This is a genomic window from Actinomadura sp. WMMA1423 (assembly GCF_006547145.1).
GTDB lineage: Bacteria > Actinomycetota > Actinomycetes > Streptosporangiales > Streptosporangiaceae > Spirillospora.
Map to the genome: position 1 here is coordinate 6,068,786 of NZ_CP041244.1, position 25,478 is coordinate 6,094,263.

Sequence of the window (25,478 nt, forward strand, 5' to 3'; positions counted from 1 at the left end):
TGCCCGGCGGCGCATCCCCCCGGAACGGAAGGAGCGCCGCCGGGCACCCTTGCGGTCGCGGCTCAGCGCGCGAGGCGCCTCACCTGCGGCGTCATTCGCTGTCGAGCCCGTTCTGCAGCGCGGACACCTCGGCGGAGGTGGCGCCGATCACCTTGTACTCGGCGTGCTTGTAGAAGGTGCCGCCGGTGGCCTTGGCCCAGCTCGTCCACGCGCTGCTGACGACCCGGCAGCTCGCCCACTGGGAGAGGGTGCTGTTGATCGTGATGCGGGTGGTGCAGTTGCCGAGGTCGCGGCCGGTCAGCGTGCCGGCGGTGAGCCGGAACCGGACGTCGATCGAGACGGGCTTCTCCGCGTCGAACGGCGGCCGGATCTTGGCCTCGACCGTGCAGCCGGAGTTGCCGTTGCAGCCGCCCTTCTTCCACTCGTCGACCGTCGGCCGGGCCGAGCCGAAGAAGGAGTCCTTCAGCTCGCCCATGTTCGTGCGCATGTCCGAGATGAGGGACGAGGCGTCGCTGGAGTCCTTCGGGGTGACGTCGACCGCGACCCGCGGCGTGGTCGCCTCGTAGCGCAGCAGCTTGGCGTCGTCCTCGTCGGTGATGTAGAGCGTGGAGGAGAACGTGCTGAACTTGAGCGCCTTCTTGCCCATCCACGTCGTCTCGATGGGCTTGACCCTCGACAGCCGGGCGGAGCGGATCTTGCTCGCCAGCGCCGTCGGCGACAGCTGCTCCTTGAAGTCGAGGTCGAGCTCGTCGGCGCTCAGCCGGCCCCACTGCTCACCCGAGGTGAGGTAGTACGGGTCGTCGGTGGAGGAGATCTGGCGCGTCCAGTAGGACTTGTCGCCCTTCACGAACAGCTTGCCGTCGGCCGACAGCACGGTGACCTGGTCGCTGTTCCAGGTGACGGGCCCCATCGCGCGGCCGCCCTTGGTGACGTTGAGCTCGCCGCGCAGCGTCTCGCTGCCGCCGAACGTGCCCTTCAGCGAGACCGCGCGGGCGGAGTCCATGTCGGACGCGGCCGCGGTCAGCTTCTCCTCGGGGGACTTGCCGCCGCCCTTGGCCACCACGAAGACCACGATGGCGATGATCACCAGCAGGGCGACACCGCCGCCGACGAGGCCGATCACCAGGCCGCCGCCACCGCCGCGCCTCGGCGGCGGCATCGGGGGGCCCATCGGGGCGCCGGGGGGCGGGGGGAAGAAGGGGGGAGGGGTTCCGGGACCACCGAAACCGCCGGGCGGGGGAGGACCGCCAGGGCCGCCGGGCCCGCCGGGCCCGCCGGGACCGGGCCCGCCCGGGCCCGCTGGCGGCGGCGGAGGCGGCCAGGAGGCCCCACCCGGGGATTCCCAGCCCGGGGGAGGCGGGGGGTTGCTCATCCGGTCACGTCCTTCCAGGTCATACCGACCCATGCGAACCTAGTGTGCAGCAAGACCATGACATTGTGATCCCCCGCGGTGGAGGTACGACGTCACATATCTCGATGCTGCTGCGCGAGATACTGGATGTGACGCATGGGAGGAGGATCTGGTGCATAACTATTTCGACACATATGTCGTCGTGGTCGCGTTGCTCCTCGTGGGCGCCGGGATCGTCGGGGGAGCGCTCGCGGCGAACCGGCTTCTGCGCCCCCATCGTCCCACGGTCGAGAAGCTGACCACGTACGAGTGCGGTGTCGACCCCGTCGGGGAGGGCTGGGCCCACTCCTACGTTCGCTACTACGTCTTCGCTTACCTGTACGTCGTGTTCGCCGTCGACGCGGTCTTCCTGTTCCCCTGGGCGACCGTCTTCTCGGCTCCCGGCTACGGCGCGACGACGCTCGGCGAGATGTTCGTCTTCCTGGCGTTCCTCGCCACGGGCCTGGCATACGCGGGCAAGAAGGGCGTCCTGTCCTGGGTCTGACCGCCGGGCGCTGTAACAATGGCGGTGTGGGCACCATCGATCTACCCCCGCCGAGCGTCGGGCCGCTGTCGCGGCTCGCGCCCAAGCCGATCAGGTTCGTGCTCAACTGGGGCCGCCGCTACTCGCTCTGGGTCTTCAACTTCGGGCTGGCCTGCTGCGCCATCGAGTTCATCGCGACGTCGATGAGCCGGCACGACTTCATCCGGCTCGGCGTCATCCCGTTCGCCCCCGGTCCGCGGCAGGCCGACCTGATGGTCGTCTCCGGGACCGTCAGCGACAAGATGGCCCCGGCCGTGCGCCGCCTCTACGAGCAGATGCCCGAACCCAAGTACGTCATCTCCTTCGGCGCCTGCTCCAACTGCGGCGGCCCGTACTGGGACTCCTACTGCGTGACCAAGGGCGTCGACCAGATCATCCCCGTGGACGTCTACGTGCCCGGCTGCCCGCCCCGCCCGGAGGCGCTGCTGCACGGCATCGTCCACCTCCAGGAGAAGATCGCGGCCGAGTCGCTCGGCGACCGCTACGGCGGGGAGGGCGCCGGCCGCGAGCCCGTCGCGCCGCCGCCCGCGCCGCGCCCGTTCACGGCGACCGTCCTGCGCCGCCCGCTCCAGCCGCCGCCTCCGCCCGACCAGGACGAGACCTTCGAGCACTGGAGCGGCCCTGCCGAGGACGACGGGCGGGACGACGAGGCGGCGGGGGACATGGCCGCGGAGGCCGCAGCCGCGGAGGCCGCAGCCGTGGAACACGAGGCCGCGGAGAACGAGACGCTGCCCGTCCCGCATCTGGGGGAGGCCGAAGTTCCGGCCGGGCCCGGAGGGGAGGCGCCCCCCGCCCGGCCGACCGACGTGACGGTGCCGGTCCGGCCTCTGGGCGAGGCCGAGACCCCCGCGGAACCCGAGCCGGAGGCGGAACCCGTCCGGGCGACCGACACGACCCAGCCGGTCCGGCATCTCGGTGAGGCCGGGTCCGTGGCGGAGCACGAACCGGGGGCCCCGCCCGTCGAACCGACCGACGTCACGCAGCCCGTCCGGCCCGTCGGCGGAACCCGGTCCGAGCCGGAGGCGCCGCCCGTCCTGCCGACGGACACGACCCAGCCCGTCCACATGATCGAGAACGAGCCCCTCGCCGCGCCGGTTCCGCCGGCCGGCGACGAGGGTGCGGCCGAAGACCGGCGCGCGGCGCGGGACGAGGGCGTGAACCCCGAGCACGATCCGTCGATCATCCCCGGGCTGGTCGACGACGAGCACGACGACCAGATCGGACGCGACCGATGAGCCCCGAATCCCTCGCGGCGGAGCTCACGGACGCCTGGAGGGCCCGCTTCGGCGACGAGATCAGCGCGGAGGGGACGCACGGCGGCCTGGCCGTCGGGGTGCCGCCCGAGCACTGGATCGACGCGCTCACCTTCGCGCGCGACGAGCTGGACTGCGGCTTCTTCGACTGGCTGACCGGCGTCGACGAGGTGGACGAGGGCTTCGCGGTCGTCGTCCACGTGTACTCGCTTGAGCGCCGCCACCATCTGCTGATCCGCACCCGCGTCACGAAGCGGGCACCCGTGCTGGCGACGGCGACGGGCGTCTACCGGGGCGCCGCCTGGCACGAGCGGGAGACGGCGGAGATGTTCGGCATCCTGTTCGAGGGCCACCCGAACCTCGTCCCGCTGCTGCTGCCGGACGGCTTCGAGGGCCACCCGCTGCGCAAGGACTTCGTGCTCGCCGCCCGCGTCGCCAAGCCGTGGCCCGGCGCCAAGGAACCGGGCGAGTCGGGGCACGGCGCGCCGAGCCGCCGCCGCGTCCGCCCGCCGGGCGTCCCGGAGGGCTGGGGGCCCCATGCTTGAGGTCGTGGTCAAGCTGGTGCTGGTCGCGGGCGCGTTCGCGGTGCTCCCGCTGCTGGTGGGGCAGGCCGAGCACAAGGTGATGGCGCACATGCAGGGCCGCCTCGGCCCCATGTACGCGGGCGGCTTCCACGGCTGGGCGCAGCTCGTCGCCGACGGCGTCAAGTTCGCGCAGAAGGAGGACGTGGTCCCCCGCGACGCCGACCGGTGGGTGTTCAAGCTGGCGCCGGGCGTCGCGATCGTGCCGTACCTGCTGGTGCTGCTCGTGATCCCGGTCGGGCCGGGCGGGCAGGTCGCGCTCGACCTCGGCCCCGGGGTGTTCTTCGCGCTGGCGGTGATGGGCGTCGGCGTGATCGGCGCGATCATGGCCGGCTGGGCGAGCGCGAACAAGTACTCGCTGCTCGGCGGGATGCGGGTCGCCGCACAGCTGATGTCCTACGAGCTGCCGATGGTGTTCGCGGCCTCGTCGGTGGCGATGGCCGCGGGGACGCTGTCGCTGCAGGGCGTCGTGCAGGAGTGGCACTGGTGGTGGTTGCCGTGGCAGGCGGTCGGCGGCGTGGTGTTCTTCGTCGCGGGCCTGGCGGAGCTTCGCCGCCCGCCGTTCGACATGCCGGTGGCCGACTCGGAGATCATCTTCGGCCCGTACACGGAGTACGGCGGGCTGCGGTTCGCGCTGTTCATCCTGGCCGAGTACGCAGGGATCGTCGTGCTGTGCGCGCTGACGACCGTCCTGTTCCTGGGCGGCTGGAAGGGCCCGTTCCTGAACACCGAGCTGGGCTGGCTCTGGACGCTGCTGAAGATCGGCGTGCTGGCGTTCTGCGTGATCTGGCTGCGGGTCAGCTACCCGCGCATGCGCGAGGACCAGCTGCAGAAGCTCGCCTGGGCGTGGCTCGTCCCGCTGTCGCTCGCCCAGCTCGCGCTGACCGGCGTCCTCAAGGTCGCCCTCTGAGCGCCGCCGCCCGCCCCGGCGCCGCCTGACGAGCCGGTGTCACCTGAGGAAGATCGTGAAGTCGGCCATCATCGGCAGGACGTCCGGCGGGATGTCGGCGTCGACGGCCATCTCCTCGACCGAGACGAAACCGCCCGTCTCCTCGCGGCGCCGCACGATCCGGTCGGCGACCTCCGGGGTCATGCCGGGCAGCGCCTCGATGATCTCGCGGGGCGCGTGGTTGACGTCCACGAGCCCGCCGTCGTCGTAGGTGCGCGGCACGTCCGGGCGGCCGATGCGCAGCTCGCGGGCGAGGGCCGGGTCCCCGGCGGCGAGGTCCCGGGCCTCGTCCCGCAGCCTCCGGCGGTACTTGGCGACCTCGATCGCGTGCGCGTTGAGCGCGTGATGGGGGACCTCGCGGGGGAAGACGGACGACCGGACGGCGAGCGCGTGCCCCGTCCCGACGACCCAGAGCAGCATCGCCAGGAGCAGGCCGTAGCCCATGAGGAACAGGTCGTCGGACTGGAACAGCGTCAGCGCGCCGGCCGACCCTGCGCCGTAGCCGACCGCGGTGGCCCCGAGCCCCGCCGACCGCCGCCGGACGGCCGCGTACAGGAACGAGACCGGCGTCCCGAAGCCGAGAGTGATGAAGGGCACGCCGGCCCACAGGAAGCCGCGGGGCGCTTCGGGGGGCGGCACCGGGACCGGCGGCGGCTGGGGCGGCTGCGGGAGCACGGGCGGGCCCGGGTACGGAGGGCGCCAGCCGGGCTCGGCGCGCGGCCGTCGCGGAGGTCGCGGGGTGCGGGGATGCGCAGGCCGGGTGCGGTCGGCGGCCGAGTGGGGCCGGTGACCGGGCTCCGGATCGTACGGGCGGTCCGCGTGATGACCCACATGCCCTCCCCGGCCGCAAGCCTGGTCCCTAGCACACGACCTATACCTCCTAGGACGAACGCCGAACCCGCCGCGTTCCCCCCGCGCCGATCGTGCGCAATCATGGGGCGCGTGGGACGGCTACCAGGAGGCGGGCTGGCCAAGGGGCTGGCGGTCACGCTGCGGACGATGACGCGGCGGTCGATCACGCGCCAGTACCCCGAAGTGCAACCGGACCTGCCGCCGCGCGGCAGGGGCGTCATCGCGCTGTTCGAGGAGAACTGCACGGTGTGCATGCTGTGCGCCCGCGAGTGCCCCGACTGGTGCATCTACATCGATTCGCACAAGGAGACGCTCCCGGCCGAAGGCGGCGGACGCCCCCGGACCCGCAACGTCCTCGACCGCTTCGCGATCGACTTCGCGCTGTGCATGTACTGCGGGATCTGCATCGAGGTGTGCCCGTTCGACGCGCTGTTCTGGTCGCCGGAGTTCGAGTACGCCGAGTACGACATCGCCGAGCTGACGCACGAGAAGGAGCGCCTGCGGGAGTGGATGTGGACCGTCCCGCCGCCGCAGGCCCACGACCCGTCCGCCGAGCCGCCGAAGGAGGTGGCCGCGGCCGAGAAGGCCGCCGCGCGCGCCGCCCGCCGGCCCCCCTCGGCGCCGGGGGAGCGCGGATGAGCGGCCAGGAGATCGTCTTCACACTGCTCGGTGTGGTCGCGGTCGGCTCCGCGGTCCTCGTGGTGACGACGCGGCGGCTCGTCCACTCGGCGCTCTGGCTGGTGGTGTCGTTCGGCGCGCTCGCGGGCGGCTACCTCGTCCTCACCGCGGAGTTCGTCGCCTGGGTGCAGGTCCTCATCTACGTCGGCGCGATCGTGGTGCTGCTGCTGTTCGGGATCATGCTGACGCGGGCGCCGATCGGGGAGTCCGCCGACCTCGACTCCGGGAACCGGTGGGCCGCGCTGGCCGTCGCGGCCGCCACGGCCGCCGTCCTGGTCGCGGTGATGGTCATGGGGTTCGGTGACGCGCGGATGCCGCTGCGCGCGGGCGGCGGGTCGGCGGAGGAGCTGGGCGGCGCGGTGTTCCGGACGTGGGTGCTGCCGTTCGAGGTGCTGTCGGTGCTGCTGCTCGCCTCGCTGGTCGGCGCGATCGTCCTGTCCAGGTCGGACATCCGGGCCCGTCCGGACGCCGCCCCCGAGCCCGGTGCGAAGCCGGGCGCGAAGCGGGGCGGGAAGCCCGCCGTGAAGCGGATCGGGAAGCCCGCCGCCAAGCCCGCCGCCGAACCCGCCGCCGAACCCGGAGCCGGGCCGGACGAGCAGCCCGACGAGGAACCGGACGGGCGGCCGGACGTGAGGGGCGGCGCCTGATGCATCTCGCCTACCCGACGATCGTCGCCGCGCTGCTGTTCTCGGTGGGCGTGTACGGGGTGCTGGCGCGCCGCAACGCGATCCTCGTCCTGATGTCGGTCGAGCTGATGCTGAACGCGGTGAACCTCAACCTCGTCACGTTCGACGTCTGGTACCGCGACCGCCTGCACGGCGGCCAGGTCCTCACGCTGTTCACCATCGTGATCGCCGCGGCGGAGGTCGGGCTCGGCCTCGCGATCGTGCTGCTGGTCTTCCGCAACCGTCAGATGATCGACGTCGACCGGCTGCGCACGCTCTCCGAGAACCCCGAGGACTCCGAGAACCTCGTCGAGTCCGAGGAGGCCGGGGGCGCCGCAGCGCACACCGTTCCGGCCGGGCGGGGGGCCGCCCGCGACGCGGCCACCGGACGCGGGGGCGATCCCGAACCGGCGGCCGAGCGCGAGGAGGCGTCGCCGTGATCTGGCTCGCGTCCCTCGTCGCGCTGCTGCCCTTCATCGCCGCGTTCGCCGGGATGCTGTCCGGCCCGTCCCTGACCCGGCTGCTGCGCGGAGACCCCGAGGGCTCGCCGCTGCGCAACGGCCCGGCGCTGATCGCGTGCGCGCCGGTCGCGGTGGCGCTCGTCCTGTCGGCGATCGTCGCGTTCGCCGTCTGGCGCGACCCGGGCGAGCGCACCGGCGCGCTCACGCTGGTCGACACCGGCTCGGTGCCGATCAGCGTCGGGCTCCAGGTGGACGGCCTGGCCGCGGTCGTCGGGCTCATGGTCTGCTGCGTGGCGCTGGCCGTCCAGGTCTACTCGGTCGCGTACATGTCGGAGGACCGGCGGTACTCGTCCTACGCCGCGTTCATCTCGCTGTTCACCTCCGCGATGCTGCTGGTCGTCTACTCCGGCGACCTCCTCGTCCTGTACGTGGGCTGGGAAGTCATGGGCATCTGCTCGTACTTCCTGATCGGGCACCACTGGGAGGACCGGGCCAACTCGCGGGCGGCGGTCAAGGCGTTCCTGGTCACGCGGCTCGGCGACGTCGGCTTCCTCATCGGCGTGATCGTCCTCGGCGTGGGCGCCGGGACGTTCCAGATCGACCGGATCGTCCGGATGGCGGGTGAGCTGCCGCAGACCACGGTGACGGCGGCCGCGCTGCTGCTGCTCGCCGGGGTCGCGGGCAAGAGCGCGCAGTTCCCGCTGCACACCTGGCTCCCGGACGCGATGGCGGGCCCGACCCCGATCAGCGCCCTGATCCACGCGGCGACGATGGTCGCGGCCGGGATCTACGTCGTGGCCCGCCTGTACGGGGTGTTCCTCGCGGCCCCGTCCGCGCTCGCCGTGCTGGGCGTCATCGCCGTCGTCTCCATGGTCGGCTCGGCGTGCGCGGCCCTCGCGCAGGACGACCTCAAACGCGTCCTGGCGTACTCCACGATCAGCCAGCTCGCCGTCATGGCGGCGGGGCTCGCGGTGGGCGCGAGGTCCGCCGCGGTCTTCCACCTCCTCACCCACGCGGCGTTCAAGGCGCTGCTGTTCCTCGCCGCCGGGTGCGTGATCGTGATCGCGGGGTCGAACATGCTCGCCCACTACGGGGGGCTCCGGCGCGGCATGCCGCTCACGTTCTGGTCGATGACGGTGGGTTTCGCGGCTCTCGCGGGCGTCCCGCCGTTCAGCGGATGGTTCAGCAAGGACGCCGTCATAGAAGCCGCCCAGCACGCCGCCCTGCACGGCGGTGAGATCGCGCCCCTCTCGGAGGCCCCTGACGCTGGAGCCCAGTCGATCAGCGTGTCGGGCGGGATCGCATGGGTGGTCTATCTGGGGTTGCTCGTCACGGTCGTCCTGACGGCCGCCTATGCGATGCGCGCGTGGCTGATGACGTTCTTCGGCGAACGGCGCGGAGCGTACGAGGTCCGCGATCCGGCACGCATCATGTCGTGGACCGTGGCGGCGCTGGCCGTTCCCGCCGCGATCCTCGGATTCTTCGGGCTCGGCGCCCCGGAGCTGCGTCCCCAACTCGGGGCCTCGCTGCTCAGCGTCCTGCTCCTCGCCGTGGGCGCCGGGGGTGCGTTCCTCGTGTGGAACCGTGACCCGGCTGTGGATCCCGCGCGCGCGCTCGGCCCGGTCCGTACCGTCTTCGCGCGGGCCTTCTTCGTGGACGAGTTCTACACGGCGGTCATCGTCCGGCCCGTCCAGACGCTGGCACGCCACGTCGTCCTGTTCGACCAGAGACGCGTGGACGCCGCCGTCACGGGCACAGGACGGGCCACGCAGCGTCTCGGCGGCCTGGTCAGATACGTCCAGAACGGAAACCCGCAGACCTACCTCACCGGCCTGCTCGCCGGTGTCGCCGTCATCGCGGCCGCGGTGGTGATCTTCCAGTGATCTTCGTGCTGATGATGGCGATCCCGCTGCTCGGGGCGCTCGCGATGCTCGTCCCGGCGAACCGGTTCCTGCGCACCGGCTTCGCCGTCCGCGCGTTCGGGACGGCCGTGTCCGCCGCGACCCTGCTCGTCGCGATCTCCGCCATGACGGCGTTCGACTTCGGCGACACGTCCCGGATGCAACTGGAGGTCGACCGGGCCTGGGCGCCCGCCATCGGCCTCCGCTTCCACCTCGGCGTCGACGGCATCTCCCTTCCCCTGGTCGTGCTGACCGCCCTGCTGACGTTCCTCTGTTTCCTCTACACGCTGCGGCACCCGCCGGAAGGCGGCAGGATCCGGCTGCTGACCGCGCTGCTGCTCGTCCTCGAGGTCGGGATGCTCGGCACGTTCGTCGCGCTCGACCTCGTGCTGTTCTTCGTGTTCTTCGAGACCGTCCTGGTCCCCATGTACGTGGTGATCATGCTGTGGGGCGGGACGGGACGCCGCGCCGCCGCCACCAAGTTCATCCTCTACACCCTCCTCGGCTCCGGCCTCCTGCTCGCCGGGATGCTGCTCGTCGGCGCCGAGGCCGGCACGCTCGACATGACCGACCTGGCCGCCCGGCACGGGTCCGGCCTCTCGCACGGCCTCCAGGTCACCGCGTTCGCGCTGATGGGGATCGGGTTCGCGGTCAAGGCGCCGATGTGGCCGCTGCACACCTGGCTGCCGGACGCGCACACCGAGGCCCCGACGGTCGGATCCGTCCTGCTGGCCGGCGTGCTGCTGAAGATGGGCACCTACGGCCTCGTCCGCGTCGCGCTGCCGCTCGCCCCGGACGGCGCCCAGGTCTGGGCCCCGTGGCTCGGCCTCCTCGCCGTCATCGGGATCGTCTACGGCGCCCTCGCCTGCCTCGCCCAGCGCGACCTCAAACGGATGATCGCCTACTCGTCCGTCGGGCACATGGGGTTCGTCCTGCTCGGCATCGCGACCCTCACCCCCGTCGGTGTCAACGCCGCCCTGTTCGGCAACATCGCGCACGGCCTCATCACCGGCCTGCTGTTCTTCCTCGCCGGCTCGGTCAAGGAGCGCTGGGGCACCGGCGACATGAACGCCATCGGCGGCGGCATGCTCAGCACGTCCCCGCGGCTGGCCTCGATCCTGACCTTCGCGTCCGTCGCGTCCCTCGGGCTCCCCGGGCTCGCCGGATTCTGGGGCGAGGTGCTCGCCCTGATCGGCGCGTACCGCCCGCACGCCGCCCTGCCCCGCGAGACGTTCGTGACGTTCATGGTGGTCGCCGCGCTCGGCACCGTCCTGACCGCCGCCTACTTCCTGCGGATGCTCGCCAGGCTCACCCACGGGCCGTCCGACGGCGTCGCCGTCCCCCGCGGCCCGGTCGCGTCGGTCTCCCCCCAGGAGTACGCCGCCTGGGTGCCGCTGATCGCGCTGACGCTGCTGGTCGGCCTCTGGCCGAAGACCCTGCTGGACGTGACCACGGGTCCGGTCCGCGCGCTGTTCGGAGGCGGCTGATGATCCAGGGCATCGACTACGCGGCGATCGCGCCGCCGCTCGTCCTCGCCGTCGCCGCGATCGGGCTGCTGCTCGCCGACGCCTTCGACGCGCCGCGCCGCGTCCTGTCCCTGGTGTCGGGCGGCTCCCTCGCCGTCGCGCTGGCCGCCGTGATCGCGCTGGCCGCCGGCGACCGCCGCGCCACGTTCTGCCTGCCGGACGGCCTGCGCTCCGGCGGCCCCGCCTCCTGCTCCTACGTCGCGGACGACTTCACCCTGCTCTTCCAGGGGATCATCCTCGGCGCCGCCGTGATCGTCGTGCTGCTGTCCCTCCAGGAGATCACCGACTCGAAGATCCCGGTCGGGGAGTACCACTTCCTGCTCCTCGCCGCCGTCATCGGCGCCCTCTCCCTGGTCGCGGCCCGCGACCTCGTCCTCCTCCTCGTCGCGCTCGAGACCCTCTCCCTCCCGGTGTTCGCGCTGACCGCGCTGCGCCGCTACGACGGGACGGCCTCCGAGGCCGCGCTCAAGCTGTTCCTCGTCTCCGTCGTCTCCACCGCGGTCATGCTGTTCGGGATCAGCCTCGTGTACGGCGCGACCGGCGCCATGCACCTGGACCGGATCGCCCCCGCCCTCTCCCGCCTGCCCGCCGACCTCGACCCGGTCGCCGCGCTCGGCTCGGTGCTCGTCCTCGCCGGGTTCGCGTTCAAGGTCGCCGCCGTCCCGTTCCACTTCTGGGCCCCGGACGTCTACCAGGGCTCCCCGCTGCCCGTCGCCGCCTTCCTCGCCGTGGTGTCCAAGGCCGCCGGGTTCGCCGGGCTCGCGATCGTCCTCGCCCTGGGCCTGCCCGCCTACGGGCACGTGTGGGGGCCCGTCATCGCCGTCCTCGCCGCCCTCACCATGACTCTCGGGAACCTCGCCGCGCTCCGCCAGCGGACCGCGATCCGCCTGCTCGCCTGGTCGTCCGTCGCCCAGTCCGGCTACATGCTCGCGCCCCTCGCGGTCGGCGGGCGCCGCCTCCCCGAGGCCGTCGCCGCCACCACCGCCTACGTCGCCCTCTACGCCGTCATGAACATCGGCGCGTTCGCCGTCGTGATCGGCTTCAGCCGCCGCGGCACCGCCACCGGCCGCCGGGACACCCTGGACGACTACCGCGGCCTCGCCCGCCGCAGCCCCGCCGTCGCCACCGCCCTCGCCTTCTTCCTCATCTGCCTCGCCGGCCTGCCGCCCGGCGTGATGGGGTTGTTCGCGAAGGTCGTCGTGTTCCGCGCCACCCTCGCCGGCGGCGTCACCTGGCTCGCCGTCGTGATGGCGGTCAACACGGTGATCGGGCTCTACTACTACCTCGCATGGGCGGTCCGCCTCTTCACACCCGCCGCCACCAGCGAGGACTACGACGCCGCCCCCGGCCCGGCCGTCCGCGTCGCCATCACCGCGGCGGCCGCCGGCGCGGTCGTGCTGTCGGTCGCGCCGCAGATCGTCCTGCAGACGGTCGGGCAGGCCACGTAACCCGAAAACGTTTGGGAACGTTCGCCCAGGTCAAACCGTTGATGTTCATGGCGGAACCAACGGGGAGGGCGGCGCAGGTGCGGTTCAACGGCGTCAGGACGGCAGCACTGATCGCCGCGCTGTCGGCGTTGATGCTGGCCGCCGGCTGGACGTTCGGCGGCGGCGCCGGCCTGGCGATCGCGCTGGTCATAGCCCTCGGAACCAACGGCGTCGCGTACTTCTTCAGCGACCGGATCGCGCTGCGCTCGATGCTCGCCCACCCGGTCGGCGAGGTCGAGGCGCCGCTGCTGTACCGGCTCGTCCGGGAGCTGTCGACCTCCGCCCGCCAGCCCATGCCGCGCCTGTTCGTCTCCGAGACCCGCCAGCCCAACGCGTTCGCCACCGGCCGCAACCCGCGCAACGCCGCCGTCTGCTGCACCCGCGGCATCCTCCAGATGCTGGACGAGCGGGAGCTGCGCGCCGTCCTCGGCCACGAGCTGTCCCACGTCTACAACCGCGACATCCTCATAGCCTCCGTGGCCGCCGCGATCGCCACCGTGATCACCTACCTGTCCCACCTGGCGATCTTCCTGCCGATCGGACGCTCCGAGGACGACGAGGGCCCCGGCATCCTCGGCGCCCTCCTGATGCTCGTCCTCGGCCCCATCGCCGCCGCCGTGGTCCAGATGGCGATCAGCCGCACCCGCGAGTTCTCCGCCGACGCCGCCGGCGCCCGCCTCACCGGCGACCCGCTCGCCCTGGCCTCGGCCCTCCGCAAGATCGACGCGGGCACCCGCGCCCTACCGCTCCCGCAGGACCCCGAGCTCGCCACCACCAGCTCCCTGATGATCGCCAACCCCTTCCAGGGCGCCGGCATCGGCAAGCTCTTCTCCACCCACCCCCCGACCGCGGACCGCATCGCCCGCCTGGAGCGCATGGCAGGCCACCGCTGATTCGCCCGAACCACTCCGGACGCCGCCGCGTCATAACACACAAGAGCGCGCCGGCCACTTCTGCGGGGGATGGGGCCGGCGCGCTCCCCTCGTCCTACCGGTAGTTCACGAACTGCAGGGCGACATCGAGGTCCTTGCCCTTCAACAGGGAGATGACCTGCTGGAGGTCGTCCCTCTTCTTCGAGCTGACCCGCAACTCGTCCCCCTGGACCTGGGCCTTCACGCCCTTCGGCCCCTCTTCCCGGATGATCTTGCCGATCTTCTTGGCGTCCTCCTGAGCGATGCCCTCCTTCAGGCCCACGCCCAGCTTGTAAACCTTGCCGGACAGCTTCGGCTCACCCGGGTCGACCGCCTTCAGCGAGATCCCCCGCTTGACGAGCTTGTCCTTCAGCACGTCCAAGACGGCGTTCGCCCGCTCCTCGGTGTTCGCCTGGATCTCGATCGACTCCCCGGACCACTTGATCCCCGCGTCCACGTTCCGGAAGTCGAACCGGTTCGCCACCTCCTTGGCGGCCTGGTTCAACGCGTTGTCGACCTCCTGCCGGTCGAGCTTCGACACGATGTCAAACGACGAGTCGGCCATCGCCCACACATCCCCTCAGCAGCAGCATCACTGATCCACAGAGCGTATCGACTCCCCACGCCCCGCACGCCCGCCCTCGATGTCACACCCACCCCGACGGTCCGCTATCCTTTCCAGCGAAACACCACGGCGGGTTGCCCGAGTGGCCAATGGGAGCGGACTGTAAATCCGTCGGCTTAGCCTACGCAGGTTCGAACCCTGCACCCGCCACACCAGCGAAAACAGCCCCTGACCAGGCGTAACCCGGTCGGGGGCTGTTCTCGTAGTGTCCGGCTGTCTCTGATCGTTAACGGCCTTCTACGGGTGCCTGTGCCGAATACGTGCCGAAGTTCTAAGGGCTCTTTGGCCTGGTCGCCTCACTGATTCGGCGCATGGCGTCCTCCTCTTGCCCGGCCACGCACTTGGCATAGACGCGCAGCAGGACGGCGACGCTATGCCCGGCCCACTCGGCCACCTGAGCCGCCGGCACCCCGGCCCCCAGCCACGTCGACACCGCCGCGTGCCGCAGGGCATACGGAGTCTCAGCCAGGGGCGAGGCGGCCTCACGTTCGCTCAGCGCGGTCTCTCTGGCCTTGCGCCAGGCCCCCAGGTAGGTCCGGTCAGTCATGATCCCGCCGCGCGGCCCGACGAACAACCGGCCACCGGCCGGGATGTTGAACGCCTTGACGTGGTGGCGCAGCAGCGTGACGAGCTCGGGGTGAATCGGCACGGACCGAGTCTCGCCGGGCGCCCGATGCTTGAGAGGCTGCCGGTCCCGCGGCTTCCCGCTGTCCGTCCACCGCGAGCCGCTACGCGGTTCGGCGTGCGTAAGGCGCATCTCGCCCCACCCGTCATCCGGAAGGCGGACGAGGTGATCCCGCCGCAGGTCGACCGCTTCCTCTGGCCTCAGCGCGGCGTAGTACATGACGCCGAAGAACGCCACCATGCGCTCACCGCGCTTGCCCTGTGCCCGGACGGCGTCGAGGAGCCGCCGCGCCTGGTCGGGGTTGGCGACCACGCGAAGGTCAAGCGTCTGCGCCACCCGCGGCCGAGTCCACCGCACGAGGGTCAACGGGTTGACCGGCAGGACGCGCCGCTCACAGGCGAACTCCATGGCGTTGTTGAAGGTCGCCCGCTTACGCGTCGCCGTGCTGCCCGCGGCCGGCGTCCCGTCCTGCCGACGACTCAGCCGGTCGAGGACTTGCCGGGCGAGCTGGGGCCCCTGCCGATCGGGCCCGAAGTCGCTCATGTCGACCGTGTTCCGCTCCAGCCACCGGACGGCCGAGGCCAGGTGTTCCGGCGGTTCGGTCTCGCCGTTCTGCAAGCGCCCGCTGTACGCCCACGCCCGCAGGGCCTCCCGCAGCAGACCGCCCGCCGGAGCGCCCTTGCCCGTGGTCAAGAGGGCCTCTGTCGCGTCAGTGAGCGCCTCAGCGATGCCCCGCCGATGGTTGGGGGAGGCGTACGGCCACTTGGCCGCGCAGTAGTCGAGGGAGAACGTGAACCAGGTGAGCGCCTTCTCCTCCCGCTCCCAGGAGAGAGGACGGCCGGTCTTCAGGGCGAACGCCTCACCCTTTCGGGCCGCTGTGAGGAGGGACGAGCGGAAGCTGTCGGCCTGCGCGGCGTTCCGGAACGCCTCTTTCCAGGTCTTCCGACCGACCTTCCACCGCACGGTGTAGGTCGTGACGCGCTTGCCCTTGTAGACATCGGTCTTGTAGACGCGGACGTCATACGTGATGTCGTCCATCAGGCGGCGTCCTCGCAGGCCGACAGCCAGCGGTCGAGGTCCCGCCGGCGAATGCGAAGGCTGCCGTTCGGCAGGACGATGCACAGGGGCGCGCGCCCCTTCTGACGCCAGTCATAGAAGGTCGACCGGGAGATCTGAAGCTCAGCGCAGACTTCGGGAACGGTGAGCGTGTCGCGTGTCGCGGACATGGCCACGTGATGCCTCTCCATGCAGTCAGGAGCCAGACGGGTCTAGTTGAGGAAGCGGCTTGCCAGTGAGGGCAGCGGTGAGGAGCGCTTCGCCGGGGGTCATGCCTTGGCCGAGGTAGCGCCAGTGCGCGACGACGAGGACCTGGTCGTCGTCGAAGGGAAGGCGGCCGGTGGTGATGTCGTCGTGTTGGTGCTGGTTGTGCTCGATGCGGGCGGCGCGGAGTGCGCCGAGGGTGGTGGAGTAGCGGCGGGATTTGGTGGAGAAGTGGCCGCGGAAGCCGAGCATGTGGGCCCACTCGGCAAGCCGAAGCCCCGCGAACTCCTCCAGCGCACCCAGGCGGAGGCATTCGGCGATGAGTCGCCGCGCGTGGCTGGAGACGGGTAGGTCGGCCGGGTCGTCGGTGGGGCGTATGCGGCGGTCGAGGGTGCCGACGCATTCGGCGGCTTTGGTGGCGTACTTGGCGATGTAGCCCGCCACCGCCGTATCGATGAGTTCCCCCGTGGTGGTGATGGGCCGTACGTCGATCTGTGAGCCCCACACGTGTTCTTTGGCCGGGACGTCCCCGGTCGCCGGGCTCGACACCGTCACCGCTCCGGCCGCGTGATCCACGGCCGCCTTCAGGAGGTCGAGGGTTGCCCATGCGGGAGGGGATGCGTCGGGGCCGCCGGGTCCGTCGAGGCGGATGACGGCGTGGAAGTGGACCAGGCCGCGCCGCTGGTATTCGGCGACCTTGGCGAACGACACGGTGAGGACCTCACGCAGGTCGGAGACCCGCAGGCCCGCCGATCGGGCGATGTAGCGGCGGAAGGCCAGGGTGAACCGCCGCCACAGCTCAGGAGCGTGCGCGTTCCAGAGCACGGCGCCGGCGTAGTCGAAGCAGTCGGGGCAGATCGGTTGCCCGAGCCGCGGGTCATCGGCGCCATGACGGACGGTGCAGGAGACCGGCCGCCCGTGCGGACACGTCCCGCCATCACGTCGAGGACGGCAGGCGACCACGCCGCCGCCCTTGCCGGTACGGCGGGTGTGCACCGGCCCGAATGAGGGCGCGGTGAGGGTGACGAACGCCGCCGGATGCTGGGTGACGGTGTCCGGGACGCCCTTGCCGCCGACCAGTCCGGCGCGGACGAGTTGGTAGGTGTCGGCGCGGTAGGTCTCAGCGCACGCCGGGCACCGCGACGCGCGGCGGGTCTTGCACGCCACCCGCAGCGCCCCGCCCGGCTCCTGGGCGGTGGAGTAGTGCCGGAGGATCTGGCCGGTTTGGGGGTCCAGGTGGGTGACGCGGCCGCGGAGGTGGACGGGTTGGGCGCATCCTCCGGTGGAGTGTGCGCGGCGTGCCCAGGCGCGGAAGTCGGCGCGGTTGTACCGGTTGGCCATGTCACGCGCGGCCACACCGTCGATGTGCGGGGCCGGGGCGGGATCGGGCACGATGAACGGGTCTCCTGCCTGTCTGTTGGATGGGCGGGTGATGGGCCCGGCGTGGCCGCACCTGCTTGCCGGCGACGGCGGCCACGCCGGGGACTACAAGGCCGACACCAGCAGCGAGAGCGCGTCGGCTAGCAGGACCAGGCCCTCGAAGACAGCGCGGACGGCCACCGCGGCGGATCCGGGATGCCGGAGGGCGAACAGGCCCAGGACCAGCCAGAAGGCGATGAAGGCGCAGCGGCGGAAGAACATCGGATGGCCCCTTCTGTCAGGTGTGGCCGTGGCCGTTGCAGTCGGGGCAGGTGGACCCGTCGGAGGAGACGCCGCCCCCGCCGCACGTTCCGCACACCCACCCGACGACCGGCCGGGCGAAGGTCGCGAGCACGCGGGAGGCCGCCGGGTTCTGACCGGGAGTCATCAGGCCGCCTGCCCCTCGTCGTCCTGGTCGGGGTCGAGGCGGATGTTGTCCTGGTAGCTGTCCTGGGCGCGGTACTGGCGCCGGCGCCGTTCGGGGATGTGGTAGATGCGGTAGGTGATGCGCCCGAAGGTGCGCTCGGCGCTGTAGTGCCCGTCCCGGCGGGTTTCGTCGGAGACGTCGACTCCCAGGAGGGCCGCCGCGTGGTCGACCTGCGCCGCCGCCGAGGTCTCGTCCGTGGCCCGGACGGGGAACAGGAAGTCGTGGCCGTACTCGTTGACCGGTACGGCGGGGTTGGCTTCCAGGAAGTCGGCCAGGGCCCGCAGGCCGCTGACGATCTGGTGACGGGCGAACAGGTCACCGGGCACGAGCGGAGACGGGTGAACGGGGCGTTCGGTAGGGGCGGTCATGGCGGATTCCTCCAGAAGGTCAGGAGAGGGACGCGGTTTCTTGGGTGCGGAGCTGGCGGAGAAGATCGGAAGCGAGCTGGTTGGACACCCCGAGCCGAGCGCGCAGCACGTCACGCGTGATCGGGCGCCCGTGCCGGCTTTCATGCTCGGAAGCGACACGGCGCGCGAACTCGACCAGCGGCCCCGCCCCCGGCGACGAAGACGAGGCGGACGGCGACAGGGCGGACTGGTCGGCGGGGACGGGGATGGAGGTCTGGCCGTCCCCGTCCCCGTCCTCGTCCTCGTCCTCGTCGCGGTTCGGGCCGGGGGCGGACGGGACGGCGGCAGCGGTTTGGGGGCGGTCGGCCTCCCAGACCACCCACGGCGACGAGGACGGGGACGGAACGTCCGACGAGCCGGACGGGGACGAGGACGGGGACGGGTGGCCGAAGGAGTCCGGGACGGCCAGGACGTCCGAGGCTGCCGGGTCCGTAGCCCCCGCACGGGTGCCGGCCTTTCGGCGCTCCAGCATCGAGACCGCGACCAGGAACGCGCCCGCCGGAGTCCCCGCGGTGATCCAGCCCCAGACCGAGGGATCGGCCTGCGCCAGGTTGGCCGCCAGCGACAGCAGGATTCCGCCGACCAGGACGAGGGTCGGCCACGACAGCCGCCCCGTCTTCCGCCCGGTGCGCTTGTCCCGCTGCCGTTCGCCCGCCGCCATGACGCAGGTGAGGTCTATGCAGACCGCGATGGCCCAGGCCATCCACCCGCGCTGACCGTGCTCGGTCGCCGTGTCGCGGATGTGGGTGAACGACCCCGCTGCCGCGATCCCGGCCAGGACCACCACCGGCCCCGAATCGGCCACCGCCCCGGCAAGCCGCCGCATCACGCCGCCCGCCGGTCGGTGACCAGCGCGAGCAGCGCCATCAGCTCAGGGTCACAGTGGTGGACGTCGGCCCAGTCGTCGGCCTCCATCGGGGACGAGGAGGCGAACGAGTCGGCGCACTGCTGGCAGCGGGCGATGTGCAGTGAGCGGAACTCGTCCCACTCGATCCCGACCGGCCACACGTCCCAGGACGACACCGCCCTCGACCGGGACGACCGCGAGGACGAGGCCGAGAACGGCGAGGACGGGGATGGGACGGCGAGGAACCGGGGGCGAGGACGGGGACGAAGGGAGCGGACGCGGACGACCATCGGGCAGCCTCCAACGATTTCGGGCATGGGTCGGGTAGGGACGTGGCGCGGATCAGGGCTCACGCCGAGCCGGGAAGGCGGGGGGGAGAGGTGGCTACGCGGCCGGGTTGACGGCCGGGACCGAGCCGACGAGGGTCTCCCAGAGCGGGGTCAGGTGCGCGTAGTCGTGTGCGGCTTGTTCGGCTTCGTGTTCGGGGACGTAGACCGAGCGGGCCAGGTGCCACGAGCCGTCTTGACCGGCGACCACGCACACACCCGGCGTTTCGGCCGCGATAGCGCGGGCGACGTCCAGGGCGGCCGGGTCCAGGTCGCCCAGCGTCATGTTCGCGGTTTCGGGATCGTTGACCCGGTGGCACACCCGCCCGGACAGCTGGGCGCGTAGTGCGGTGACGCCGGGACCCAGGTCCGAGCCGATCCGCTGCCCGCAGATCACCAGGTAGACCGCGAACGCCCGCCCGAGCTGGGCGACTCGCAGGAGCGCGGTTGCGGTCTTGGACACCTCGTCCTTCTCGGACTTGTCGGCCATGAGGAACAGTTCGGCGACCTCGTCCACCAGGACCACCACCGGCACCGGCCGCAGCGCTTCCGGCAACGTCCACACGTTGCGCGCACCATGAGCCCGGCACAGCGCCATGCGGTTCTCGACTTCACCCACCAGATCGGCCAGCAGATCGACGGACTCTTTGCGGGTCGTGGCCAGCGCCGACAGGCGCGGGGCGTAGGGGGTGAACTCGACCCCGCCTTTGAGGTCGAAGCCGACCAGGGCGACCGGTTGCGGAGCCAGGTCACGGATGATCGCGTTGGCCAGGTTGGACTTACCTGACTGCGTTGCCCCGGCGTTGAGCCAGTGCGGCACCGTGCGGAAGTCGATCATCCAGTCGTGCCCGTTCTCCAGCCGTCCCGGCCGTACCCGCAGCAGTTCGACCGGTGCCGGCGACAGGGTCACCTCGGTGAGCGGGTCACGCATCGTGGCCCACAGCGTGACGAAGCCCGGCCGCACGTCGACCACGCGCACCGAGTGCACGCGCCAGGCGTGCGCGATCCCCTCCGCCGCCTTTTCGTAGTCGGCCGGGACTTGCCCGTCGTGTAGCCGCAGGCGCATGCGCCACCCCAGCCGGGTCGGCCGCAGGATGCCGAGGCGGGGGGAGCGTTCGACGTCGACCCGCCGTACCCGCCGCTTGTGCTCGACCACGGTTGCAGCCGAGCGGGAAGCAGGCCCGACGACGGGGATAGCGTCCAGGGTGAGGCGGTACCGGCGCCGGTTGCGGGTGAGCTTGCAGCCCGAGGCGACGTGATGCCACGTCAGGTAGACGAGCGCCGCGCGGGCGGGGAAGGCGACGCCGTACCAGAACGACACCGGGTGGTATCGGCGCCAGGCCCAGAGCCCGACCGCCGCAGCGGCCAGGACCCCGAGCACCAGAACGAAGTCAGTCACGACGGGCGCCCCGTTCAGGCCACGCCCGCCGGAGCGGACGCATCCGACGCCGAACCCGACGAGGGGACGGCGGACACGGGCGCGATGCGCTCAGCGCGGTAGGCCACGCCCCACCGCTTCTCACCGCCCAGGACCGCTTCCCACGGGAAGGCCACCAGGCCCACCGGGGTCACGACCTCCCCGAGCGTCACCGACTGGTCGCCGGTCACCGCCACGTTGAGCAGATCCACCCGCCCCATCGGGTCGGCAGCCGACAGACCCACCGTGAACACCGTCTGGCCGTTGCGGTCCGTCTTCACCTCGCCCGTGTCCTGGTTGACCAGCTTGGGACGCGGCGGCGACACGCACACGAACGTCAGCGCCGACACGTCCACCGGGATGTTGCGCACGAAGTACCTCCGTGGTTCGAGGATCGATCACATAGACAACATAGTCGACTTGGCTGTCTAAGTTGTCAAGGACGCCATGGTTTCCTTGGCCGTCCGCCTGTGCTGAACTTGTGCCGGAGCCCCCGACGCGGAAGGCGGACGATGGTCAGAAGGACCGGGCAGCCCGGATATCTACAGATCGCCGATGACCTGCGGCGACAGATCCAGGACGGGCGCCTTGCCGCGGGGGAGTCCCTGCCGTCCATCGCCCGCTTGCGCGAGGAGTACGAGGTGTCCGCCGGCGTGGTGAAAGCCGCCATCAGCGTGTTGCGCACCGAGGGCCTGGTCATCGGCCAGCAGGGCAAGGGTGTGTTCGTCCGCGACCAGAGAGACAAGGCCCTACTGAGCCCGGCAGCCGACAACGGCGACGTGACCATGAGGCAGCTCACCGAGGTTCTGGCCGCTGTCCGCGAGCTGGGCGAGCGGGTCGCGCGGATTGAGCAGACCGTGTTTCAAGAGCAGACGCCAGCAGATCAACCCGGCAAATGAGCCCCTCCAGCTCCGCCAAGATCAGATCTAACTGCTCCTGAGGAGTGCTCGCTTGCTCGCCGTACCCCGCCACCGATGACCGCCTCCCGACGTGATCCGCGTCTCAGCCGACTGACGCATATTCCAGTCCAGGAGGCCCCCGAAGCCCATCACTAGCTCCTCGTCGGGTTCTTTCACGCCTGTTTATACGTCCGCTTTCACGCGCCCCGCGCAGACAACCGAGCGCCCCCGGAACGAGCCGGTGTCTGCGGTGAACGGAAAGGCTGAGCAATGAGCATGACCAAGCCGCGAGCCGGTTGGGAACCTTCCAGACTCCGCGAACGCCGAGAGAGCCACGGGCTCAGCCTGGAGGCCGCAGGGGAGAAGCTGCGCGAGGTTGCCGACCGGGGAGGGCTCAGGGTCGCGGCGAACTTTCAGACCCTGTGGGGGCACGAGAACGGCAACTCCTACCCCGGACCGCACTACCGCCGCGCCTACTGCCTCATGTACCAGGCCACCGAGCCGGAGCTAGGGTTCCGCCTCCCGCTGCCCGCCGAGGAGGCCGGGGAACTCACCCTCCCCTTGCCGAGCCCCCTCAGCCCCGCCGCCACCGAGGCCGCCGCCGACACCATCACCGAGGGCCTGGACCGCGTGTCCGACCGCTCCCAGGACCAAGACCGCACGGCCGGCGACGCCCTGAAGGCCCGCGTGGTCAGCGCGTGGCGAGGCCGAGCCATGACGGGCAGCGTCACGACGACCACCCTCGTCCTGGTCGGCGGGTACGCCGGGTCAGGCAAGACCGAGTTCGCCCGCTTCCTGGGCGACATCTCCGGTTGGGCCTTCCTGGACAAGGACTCGATCACCCGCCGCCTGACCGAACGCCTACTGGTCTTGCTGAACGGCGACCCGCACGACCGGCACACCGACCTCTACCTGAACGAGGTCAGGCCACTGGAATACAAGTGCCTCATGGACACCGCCAACGACAATCTCGACTGCGGGATCTCCACCATTCTCGCCGCCCCGTTCATCGCCGAACTGAACGACAAGGCATGGTTGCGCCGCCTGACGAACCGATGCCAGGCCAAGGGCGTAGACGTGGCCGTGATCTGGGTTCGCTGTGACGTCGACTCCATGCGCGAGTACATCGAGTTCCGCGACGCCCCCCGCGATGCCTGGAAGCTGGCTAACTGGGACGAGTACGCCAACGGCCTCAACACCGAGAGCAGCCCGCCCGGCGTCCACCTCACCGTTGACAACCGGTACGGTTCGGCGATCACCGTCGCCGACCAGACGCGCGACGCGCTGCATAGAGTGCTGGGGTGACCAGGCAAGGCGTCATCCTCTACGGCCCACCGACCAGCGGCAAGGACACGGCCACGACTGCTCTGATCCGCCAGGACGACCGGTACGCCCTGCTGCCCAAGCTCAAGTACGGCACCGGCCGCAGCACCGGCTACCGCCTCGTCTCACCGGCCGAGTTGGACGACCTCCGCAGCACCGGCCGACTGGTCGTGGAGACCCACCGCTACGGCAACGTCTACGCCATCGACCGCCGCGACATCACGGCGCTGGTCGAGGTCGGCCGCGTTCCCATCGTCCACATGGGCAACGTCGCTGACCTGGAACGCCTACGAACCGGCGCCCCGATGGAGTGGACGAGCGTCCTCCTCTGGATCCCGCGTGCGGTGTGCGCCGAGCGGTCCCCGCACCGCGGCGACGTCGACACCCCCAGGCGCCTAGCAGCGTGGGACGAGACCTACCGCGACGTCCAGGCGGCAGCCGATCGACCGGTGTTCAACCTCGTCATCCGGACCGACCGGGCAGGGCCCGACGAGGTCGCCCGGCAGATCACCGAAGCGGTAGCCGCCGACACACGCCAACCGGCGGCCATCCCCAACCTGGGATGACAGGGCCGCGCGGCGGGGTTGGGCGCCCCCGCCGTCCCCGCCGCGCGGCGATCAGGGCCACGGCCACCCGTCCGGATGCCTGATAGCCGTGACCAGCTCTCGGGGCGACAACGCCTCCACAAGACGCTTGCCGTCCCCAACCTCAACCAGCGCCCAGAACGTTCGCGTGGAACGACCCCACCAGCACACCGCCCCATACCGCTCGCGCAGCTCTTTGGCCGCCGCCGGCGCCAACCCAAGGCCCTCGTCCGTCATCGCGCACCGGCCGGATGCACCGTGGCGGCCCGGACGATCGGAAGCAGCAGCGCCCCAACCTCTCTCACGGCCAGGTCGACGCGCCCGCACGGCGCCAGCAGGCTCCCCGTACTGGAGACGTACCAGCAGCCGCCCGCCGACTCCACGGCCATGACGCTCTCGCCTACGCACGGCGCCGCCGCGGAGTAGACGCGCAACCTCACCGGCTCGTCGCCATAACGGCGTTCGGCGACCCAGCCGTCACGGCGAAGCTCACGCCTCAGCCGGTTCAACAGCAGGCGCGCCCGACGACCGGGCAAAGGCCGCGCGGCTGGCGCCTCCGGGGGAGAAAGCACCAACCGCACGACCTTCGCCTCCCCCTCCGGGACCGGTCCTGTCAACCGGGCCCCGTCCAGTGACGACGCTGGGGGCCGCCGCGCCATCACCAGCCCCCCGCGATCTGAGCGCCCGCGCGCTGCCGCTCGTCCACCAGCGCCGCACGCAGCGCCCGCGCGTCCGAACAGATCACCGTCCGATCGACCCCGGCCCCAGGGTCACGCAACGTCGCAACCCACAGCGTCGGCAGCCCGTCCGACCGCCGCGCCCGCCAGATTCGATGCCCGGTGAACTCCTCGCGGAGCCGACGAAGAGCCGGCTCCTCAACCTCCGCACGCGCTTCCATCGCAGGTCCCTCATGCTCGGGGGCTCCGGGCCGACCGGCCCGAACGGCATGACGGCCAGCGTTCCGCGCCAGCGACTTCAACAAAGGAGCCCGACGGGGGGCCAGTGGGGGGCCACACTGGGTCACAGGAGGCAGCCACCCATGACCACAGACAGACGACGCGAGTTCGGCGCCTATCTGGCACGTCTACGAGGCAGCCGAAGCCAGCGAGCCCTAGCCGCAGAACTCTGCGAACTCTCCAGCTCTGCCACCGTCACCCGACACGAGGTCTCCCGCTGGGAACGCGGCGAACGCATCCCCGACGACTGGTTGCCCTACCTGGCTCGCGCGCACAGCATCCCGCTAACCGTCCTAGAGCGCATGGCAGCCCAAGCCCGCGGCCACGACCCCGCCCCGGACGCCGCCCCGTTCGACCTCTCGGCCTTCTTCTCAGACGGCCAATCCCTTAAGAACCGCGTGGCCAATGCATGGCACGGCCGAGCAGTCGCCAACGCCAACGGAAACCCCGTCCTGGTCTTAGTCGGCGGCTACGCCGGATCAGGCAAGACCGAGTTCGCCCGCTTCCTGTCCGACCTCTCAGGCTGGGCCTTCCTCGACAAGGACGCCCTCACCCGCCGCCTGACCGAACGCCTCCTGGTCTCCCTCAACGGCGACCCGCACGACCGGCACACCGACCTCTACCGCGCTGACGTGCGCCCCCACGAGTACCGGTGCCTGATGAACAGCGCCTACGCCAACATCGACTGCGGTGTCTCGATCATCCTGGCCGCCCCGTTCATCACCGAACTGAACGACCCGAGCTGGCTCCCACGCCTCACCAACCGCTGCAACGCCAAGGGCGTCGACGTGACCGCCATCTGGGTACACAGCGACATCGGCACCATGCGCGAGTACATCGAGCTACGCGACGCCGCACGCGACGGCTGGAAGCTCACTCACTGGGACGAGTACACCGCCGGCCTCAACATCGACGACCCACCCGAGGGCGCACACCTCACCATCGACAATCGCCTTGGCGCAGCCGTCAGCCTCGCCGACCAAACCCGCCGCACTCTAGCCAAGCTGACCCCATAAAACCGCAGGTCAGGGCAGCAGTCGATCAACCAAATGAGGACTTTCTCTACGTCTTCAAGGGCGCCGCTACGCGCCGCCGGCCGACGGCGTGCGGCGGGCGTGCGACCTCTCCGGGCCGGTCCCACCGCACGCCGTCGGCCGATGGCTAG

28 protein-coding genes, 1 tRNA gene and 2 pseudogenes are annotated in these 25,478 nt (G+C 71.2%); 16 read left to right on the plus strand and 15 right to left on the minus strand.

Annotated elements, in window-relative coordinates:
• Nucleotides 1-91 precede the first annotated feature (91 nt).
• Complete coding sequence (locus tag FKD65_RS28110) at nucleotides 92-1,159, minus strand: hypothetical protein (RefSeq protein WP_240809642.1); 1,068 nt, start codon at nucleotides 1,157-1,159, stop codon at nucleotides 92-94.
• A 364-nt stretch (nucleotides 1,160-1,523) separates the two neighbouring features.
• Between FKD65_RS28110 and FKD65_RS28115 the strand changes: the two genes are divergently transcribed.
• From FKD65_RS28115 to FKD65_RS28130, 4 genes and pseudogenes are all read left to right on the plus strand, one after another.
• A complete protein-coding gene (locus FKD65_RS28115; RefSeq protein WP_141580440.1) occupies nucleotides 1,524-1,895 on the plus strand; it encodes an NADH-quinone oxidoreductase subunit A in 372 nt (123 codons plus the stop codon).
• 65 nt (nucleotides 1,896-1,960) lie between these two features.
• Nucleotides 1,961-2,404: pseudogene (locus FKD65_RS46680) on the plus strand (NADH-quinone oxidoreductase subunit B); the annotation flags it as partial.
• A gap of 761 nt (nucleotides 2,405-3,165) precedes the next feature.
• Nucleotides 3,166-3,732, plus strand: a complete 567-nt coding sequence (locus FKD65_RS28125) for an NADH-quinone oxidoreductase subunit C (RefSeq protein ID WP_141580444.1) — start codon at nucleotides 3,166-3,168, stop codon at nucleotides 3,730-3,732.
• Nucleotides 3,725-4,678, plus strand: a complete 954-nt coding sequence (locus tag FKD65_RS28130; protein WP_141580446.1) for a complex I subunit 1 family protein — start codon at nucleotides 3,725-3,727, stop codon at nucleotides 4,676-4,678. The genes FKD65_RS28125 and FKD65_RS28130 overlap by 8 nt, the downstream gene beginning before the upstream one ends.
• A 39-nt stretch (nucleotides 4,679-4,717) precedes the next feature.
• Here FKD65_RS28130 and FKD65_RS28135 read toward each other — a convergent pair whose 3' ends face one another.
• The gene (locus FKD65_RS28135; protein ID WP_141580449.1) at nucleotides 4,718-5,314 is read right to left on the minus strand and encodes a helix-hairpin-helix domain-containing protein; all 597 of its coding nucleotides are present in this window, start codon (nucleotides 5,312-5,314) and stop codon (nucleotides 4,718-4,720) included.
• A gap of 345 nt (nucleotides 5,315-5,659) precedes the next feature.
• Between FKD65_RS28135 and FKD65_RS28140 the strand changes: the two genes are divergently transcribed.
• From FKD65_RS28140 to htpX, 7 genes and pseudogenes are all read left to right on the plus strand, one after another.
• On the plus strand, nucleotides 5,660-6,208 hold the full coding sequence (locus tag FKD65_RS28140) for an NADH-quinone oxidoreductase subunit I (RefSeq protein WP_141580452.1): 549 nt from the start codon (nucleotides 5,660-5,662) through the stop codon (nucleotides 6,206-6,208).
• Nucleotides 6,205-6,894, plus strand: coding sequence for an NADH-quinone oxidoreductase subunit J (locus FKD65_RS46350; RefSeq protein WP_141580454.1), 690 nt, complete (start codon nucleotides 6,205-6,207; stop codon nucleotides 6,892-6,894). The genes FKD65_RS28140 and FKD65_RS46350 overlap by 4 nt, the downstream gene beginning before the upstream one ends.
• Nucleotides 6,894-7,178 (plus strand): annotated as a pseudogene (gene nuoK, locus FKD65_RS46355) (NADH-quinone oxidoreductase subunit NuoK); the annotation flags it as partial. The gene FKD65_RS46350 and the pseudogene nuoK, both read left to right, overlap by 1 nt.
• Before the next feature lie 170 nt (nucleotides 7,179-7,348).
• Nucleotides 7,349-9,256, plus strand: a complete 1,908-nt coding sequence (locus FKD65_RS28155; RefSeq protein WP_141580458.1) for an NADH-quinone oxidoreductase subunit L — start codon at nucleotides 7,349-7,351, stop codon at nucleotides 9,254-9,256.
• Entirely contained in the window at nucleotides 9,253-10,761 is a 1,509-nt protein-coding gene (locus FKD65_RS28160) for a NuoM family protein (RefSeq protein ID WP_368367138.1), read from the plus strand. The genes FKD65_RS28155 and FKD65_RS28160 overlap by 4 nt, the downstream gene beginning before the upstream one ends.
• Nucleotides 10,761-12,248 carry an NADH-quinone oxidoreductase subunit N gene (locus FKD65_RS28165; protein WP_141580460.1) on the plus strand — a complete coding sequence of 496 codons (1,488 nt, stop codon included), beginning with the start codon at nucleotides 10,761-10,763 and terminating at the stop codon, nucleotides 12,246-12,248. Before FKD65_RS28160 ends, FKD65_RS28165 begins: the two co-directional genes overlap by 1 nt.
• 77 nt (nucleotides 12,249-12,325) lie before the next feature.
• Nucleotides 12,326-13,180, plus strand: coding sequence for a zinc metalloprotease HtpX (gene htpX, locus FKD65_RS28170; protein ID WP_205718920.1), 855 nt, complete (start codon nucleotides 12,326-12,328; stop codon nucleotides 13,178-13,180).
• A gap of 94 nt (nucleotides 13,181-13,274) precedes the next feature.
• Here htpX and FKD65_RS28175 read toward each other — a convergent pair whose 3' ends face one another.
• Entirely contained in the window at nucleotides 13,275-13,763 is a 489-nt protein-coding gene (locus FKD65_RS28175) for a YajQ family cyclic di-GMP-binding protein (protein ID WP_141580464.1), read from the minus strand.
• 128 nt (nucleotides 13,764-13,891) lie between these two features.
• Here FKD65_RS28175 and FKD65_RS28180 point away from each other — a divergent pair.
• Nucleotides 13,892-13,973: transfer RNA gene (locus FKD65_RS28180), tRNA-Tyr, on the plus strand.
• A 121-nt stretch (nucleotides 13,974-14,094) separates the two neighbouring features.
• Here the strand turns inward: FKD65_RS28180 and FKD65_RS45790 are convergent.
• The 10 genes from FKD65_RS45790 to FKD65_RS28220 form a co-directional block, all read right to left on the minus strand.
• Nucleotides 14,095-15,486 (minus strand): tyrosine-type recombinase/integrase, encoded by a 1,392-nt coding sequence (locus FKD65_RS45790; protein ID WP_141580466.1) that lies wholly within the window; start codon nucleotides 15,484-15,486, stop codon nucleotides 14,095-14,097.
• Complete coding sequence (locus tag FKD65_RS28190) at nucleotides 15,486-15,674, minus strand: AlpA family transcriptional regulator (RefSeq protein WP_141587130.1); 189 nt, start codon at nucleotides 15,672-15,674, stop codon at nucleotides 15,486-15,488. Before FKD65_RS28190 ends, FKD65_RS45790 begins: the two co-directional genes overlap by 1 nt.
• Before the next feature lie 25 nt (nucleotides 15,675-15,699).
• On the minus strand, nucleotides 15,700-17,100 hold the full coding sequence (locus FKD65_RS28195; RefSeq protein ID WP_368367139.1) for a replication initiator: 1,401 nt from the start codon (nucleotides 17,098-17,100) through the stop codon (nucleotides 15,700-15,702).
• Between the two features lie 93 nt (nucleotides 17,101-17,193).
• The gene (locus FKD65_RS44465; protein WP_168221221.1) at nucleotides 17,194-17,349 is read right to left on the minus strand and encodes a hypothetical protein; all 156 of its coding nucleotides are present in this window, start codon (nucleotides 17,347-17,349) and stop codon (nucleotides 17,194-17,196) included.
• Nucleotides 17,350-17,365: 16 nt separating this feature from the next.
• Nucleotides 17,366-17,515: a hypothetical protein gene (locus FKD65_RS44470; protein WP_168221222.1), complete on the minus strand. Its 150-nt coding sequence runs from the start codon at nucleotides 17,513-17,515 to the stop codon at nucleotides 17,366-17,368.
• Nucleotides 17,515-17,922 (minus strand): hypothetical protein, encoded by a 408-nt coding sequence (locus FKD65_RS28200; protein WP_141580468.1) that lies wholly within the window; start codon nucleotides 17,920-17,922, stop codon nucleotides 17,515-17,517. Before FKD65_RS28200 ends, FKD65_RS44470 begins: the two co-directional genes overlap by 1 nt.
• Nucleotides 17,923-17,941: 19 nt before the next feature.
• The gene (locus tag FKD65_RS28205; protein WP_141580470.1) at nucleotides 17,942-18,787 is read right to left on the minus strand and encodes a DUF2637 domain-containing protein; all 846 of its coding nucleotides are present in this window, start codon (nucleotides 18,785-18,787) and stop codon (nucleotides 17,942-17,944) included.
• Entirely contained in the window at nucleotides 18,787-19,125 is a 339-nt protein-coding gene (locus tag FKD65_RS28210; RefSeq protein WP_141580472.1) for a hypothetical protein, read from the minus strand. The genes FKD65_RS28205 and FKD65_RS28210 overlap by 1 nt, the downstream gene beginning before the upstream one ends.
• A 67-nt stretch (nucleotides 19,126-19,192) precedes the next feature.
• Entirely contained in the window at nucleotides 19,193-20,533 is a 1,341-nt protein-coding gene (locus FKD65_RS28215) for an FtsK/SpoIIIE domain-containing protein (protein ID WP_141580474.1), read from the minus strand.
• Nucleotides 20,534-20,547: 14 nt separating this feature from the next.
• The gene (locus tag FKD65_RS28220; protein WP_141580477.1) at nucleotides 20,548-20,922 is read right to left on the minus strand and encodes a hypothetical protein; all 375 of its coding nucleotides are present in this window, start codon (nucleotides 20,920-20,922) and stop codon (nucleotides 20,548-20,550) included.
• 141 nt (nucleotides 20,923-21,063) lie between these two features.
• Here FKD65_RS28220 and FKD65_RS28225 point away from each other — a divergent pair, with 141 nt between their 5' ends.
• From FKD65_RS28225 to FKD65_RS28235, 3 genes are all read left to right on the plus strand, one after another.
• Nucleotides 21,064-21,450: a winged helix-turn-helix domain-containing protein gene (locus tag FKD65_RS28225; RefSeq protein WP_141580479.1), complete on the plus strand. Its 387-nt coding sequence runs from the start codon at nucleotides 21,064-21,066 to the stop codon at nucleotides 21,448-21,450.
• 276 nt (nucleotides 21,451-21,726) lie between these two features.
• On the plus strand, nucleotides 21,727-22,755 hold the full coding sequence (locus FKD65_RS28230; RefSeq protein ID WP_168221223.1) for an AAA family ATPase: 1,029 nt from the start codon (nucleotides 21,727-21,729) through the stop codon (nucleotides 22,753-22,755).
• Nucleotides 22,752-23,339, plus strand: a complete 588-nt coding sequence (locus tag FKD65_RS28235) for a guanylate kinase (protein ID WP_141580483.1) — start codon at nucleotides 22,752-22,754, stop codon at nucleotides 23,337-23,339. Before FKD65_RS28230 ends, FKD65_RS28235 begins: the two co-directional genes overlap by 4 nt.
• Before the next feature lie 251 nt (nucleotides 23,340-23,590).
• Here FKD65_RS28235 and FKD65_RS28240 read toward each other — a convergent pair whose 3' ends face one another.
• Both FKD65_RS28240 and FKD65_RS28245 read right to left on the minus strand, forming a co-directional pair.
• Nucleotides 23,591-23,797, minus strand: a complete 207-nt coding sequence (locus tag FKD65_RS28240) for a hypothetical protein (protein ID WP_141580485.1) — start codon at nucleotides 23,795-23,797, stop codon at nucleotides 23,591-23,593.
• 218 nt (nucleotides 23,798-24,015) lie between these two features.
• A complete protein-coding gene (locus FKD65_RS28245; protein ID WP_141580487.1) occupies nucleotides 24,016-24,255 on the minus strand; it encodes a hypothetical protein in 240 nt (79 codons plus the stop codon).
• A 141-nt stretch (nucleotides 24,256-24,396) separates the two neighbouring features.
• On the opposite strand from FKD65_RS28245, the gene FKD65_RS28250 reads away from it, so the two are divergent.
• Nucleotides 24,397-25,329 (plus strand): AAA family ATPase, encoded by a 933-nt coding sequence (locus tag FKD65_RS28250; protein ID WP_240809643.1) that lies wholly within the window; start codon nucleotides 24,397-24,399, stop codon nucleotides 25,327-25,329.
• The last annotated feature ends 149 nt before the right edge of the window (nucleotides 25,330-25,478 follow it).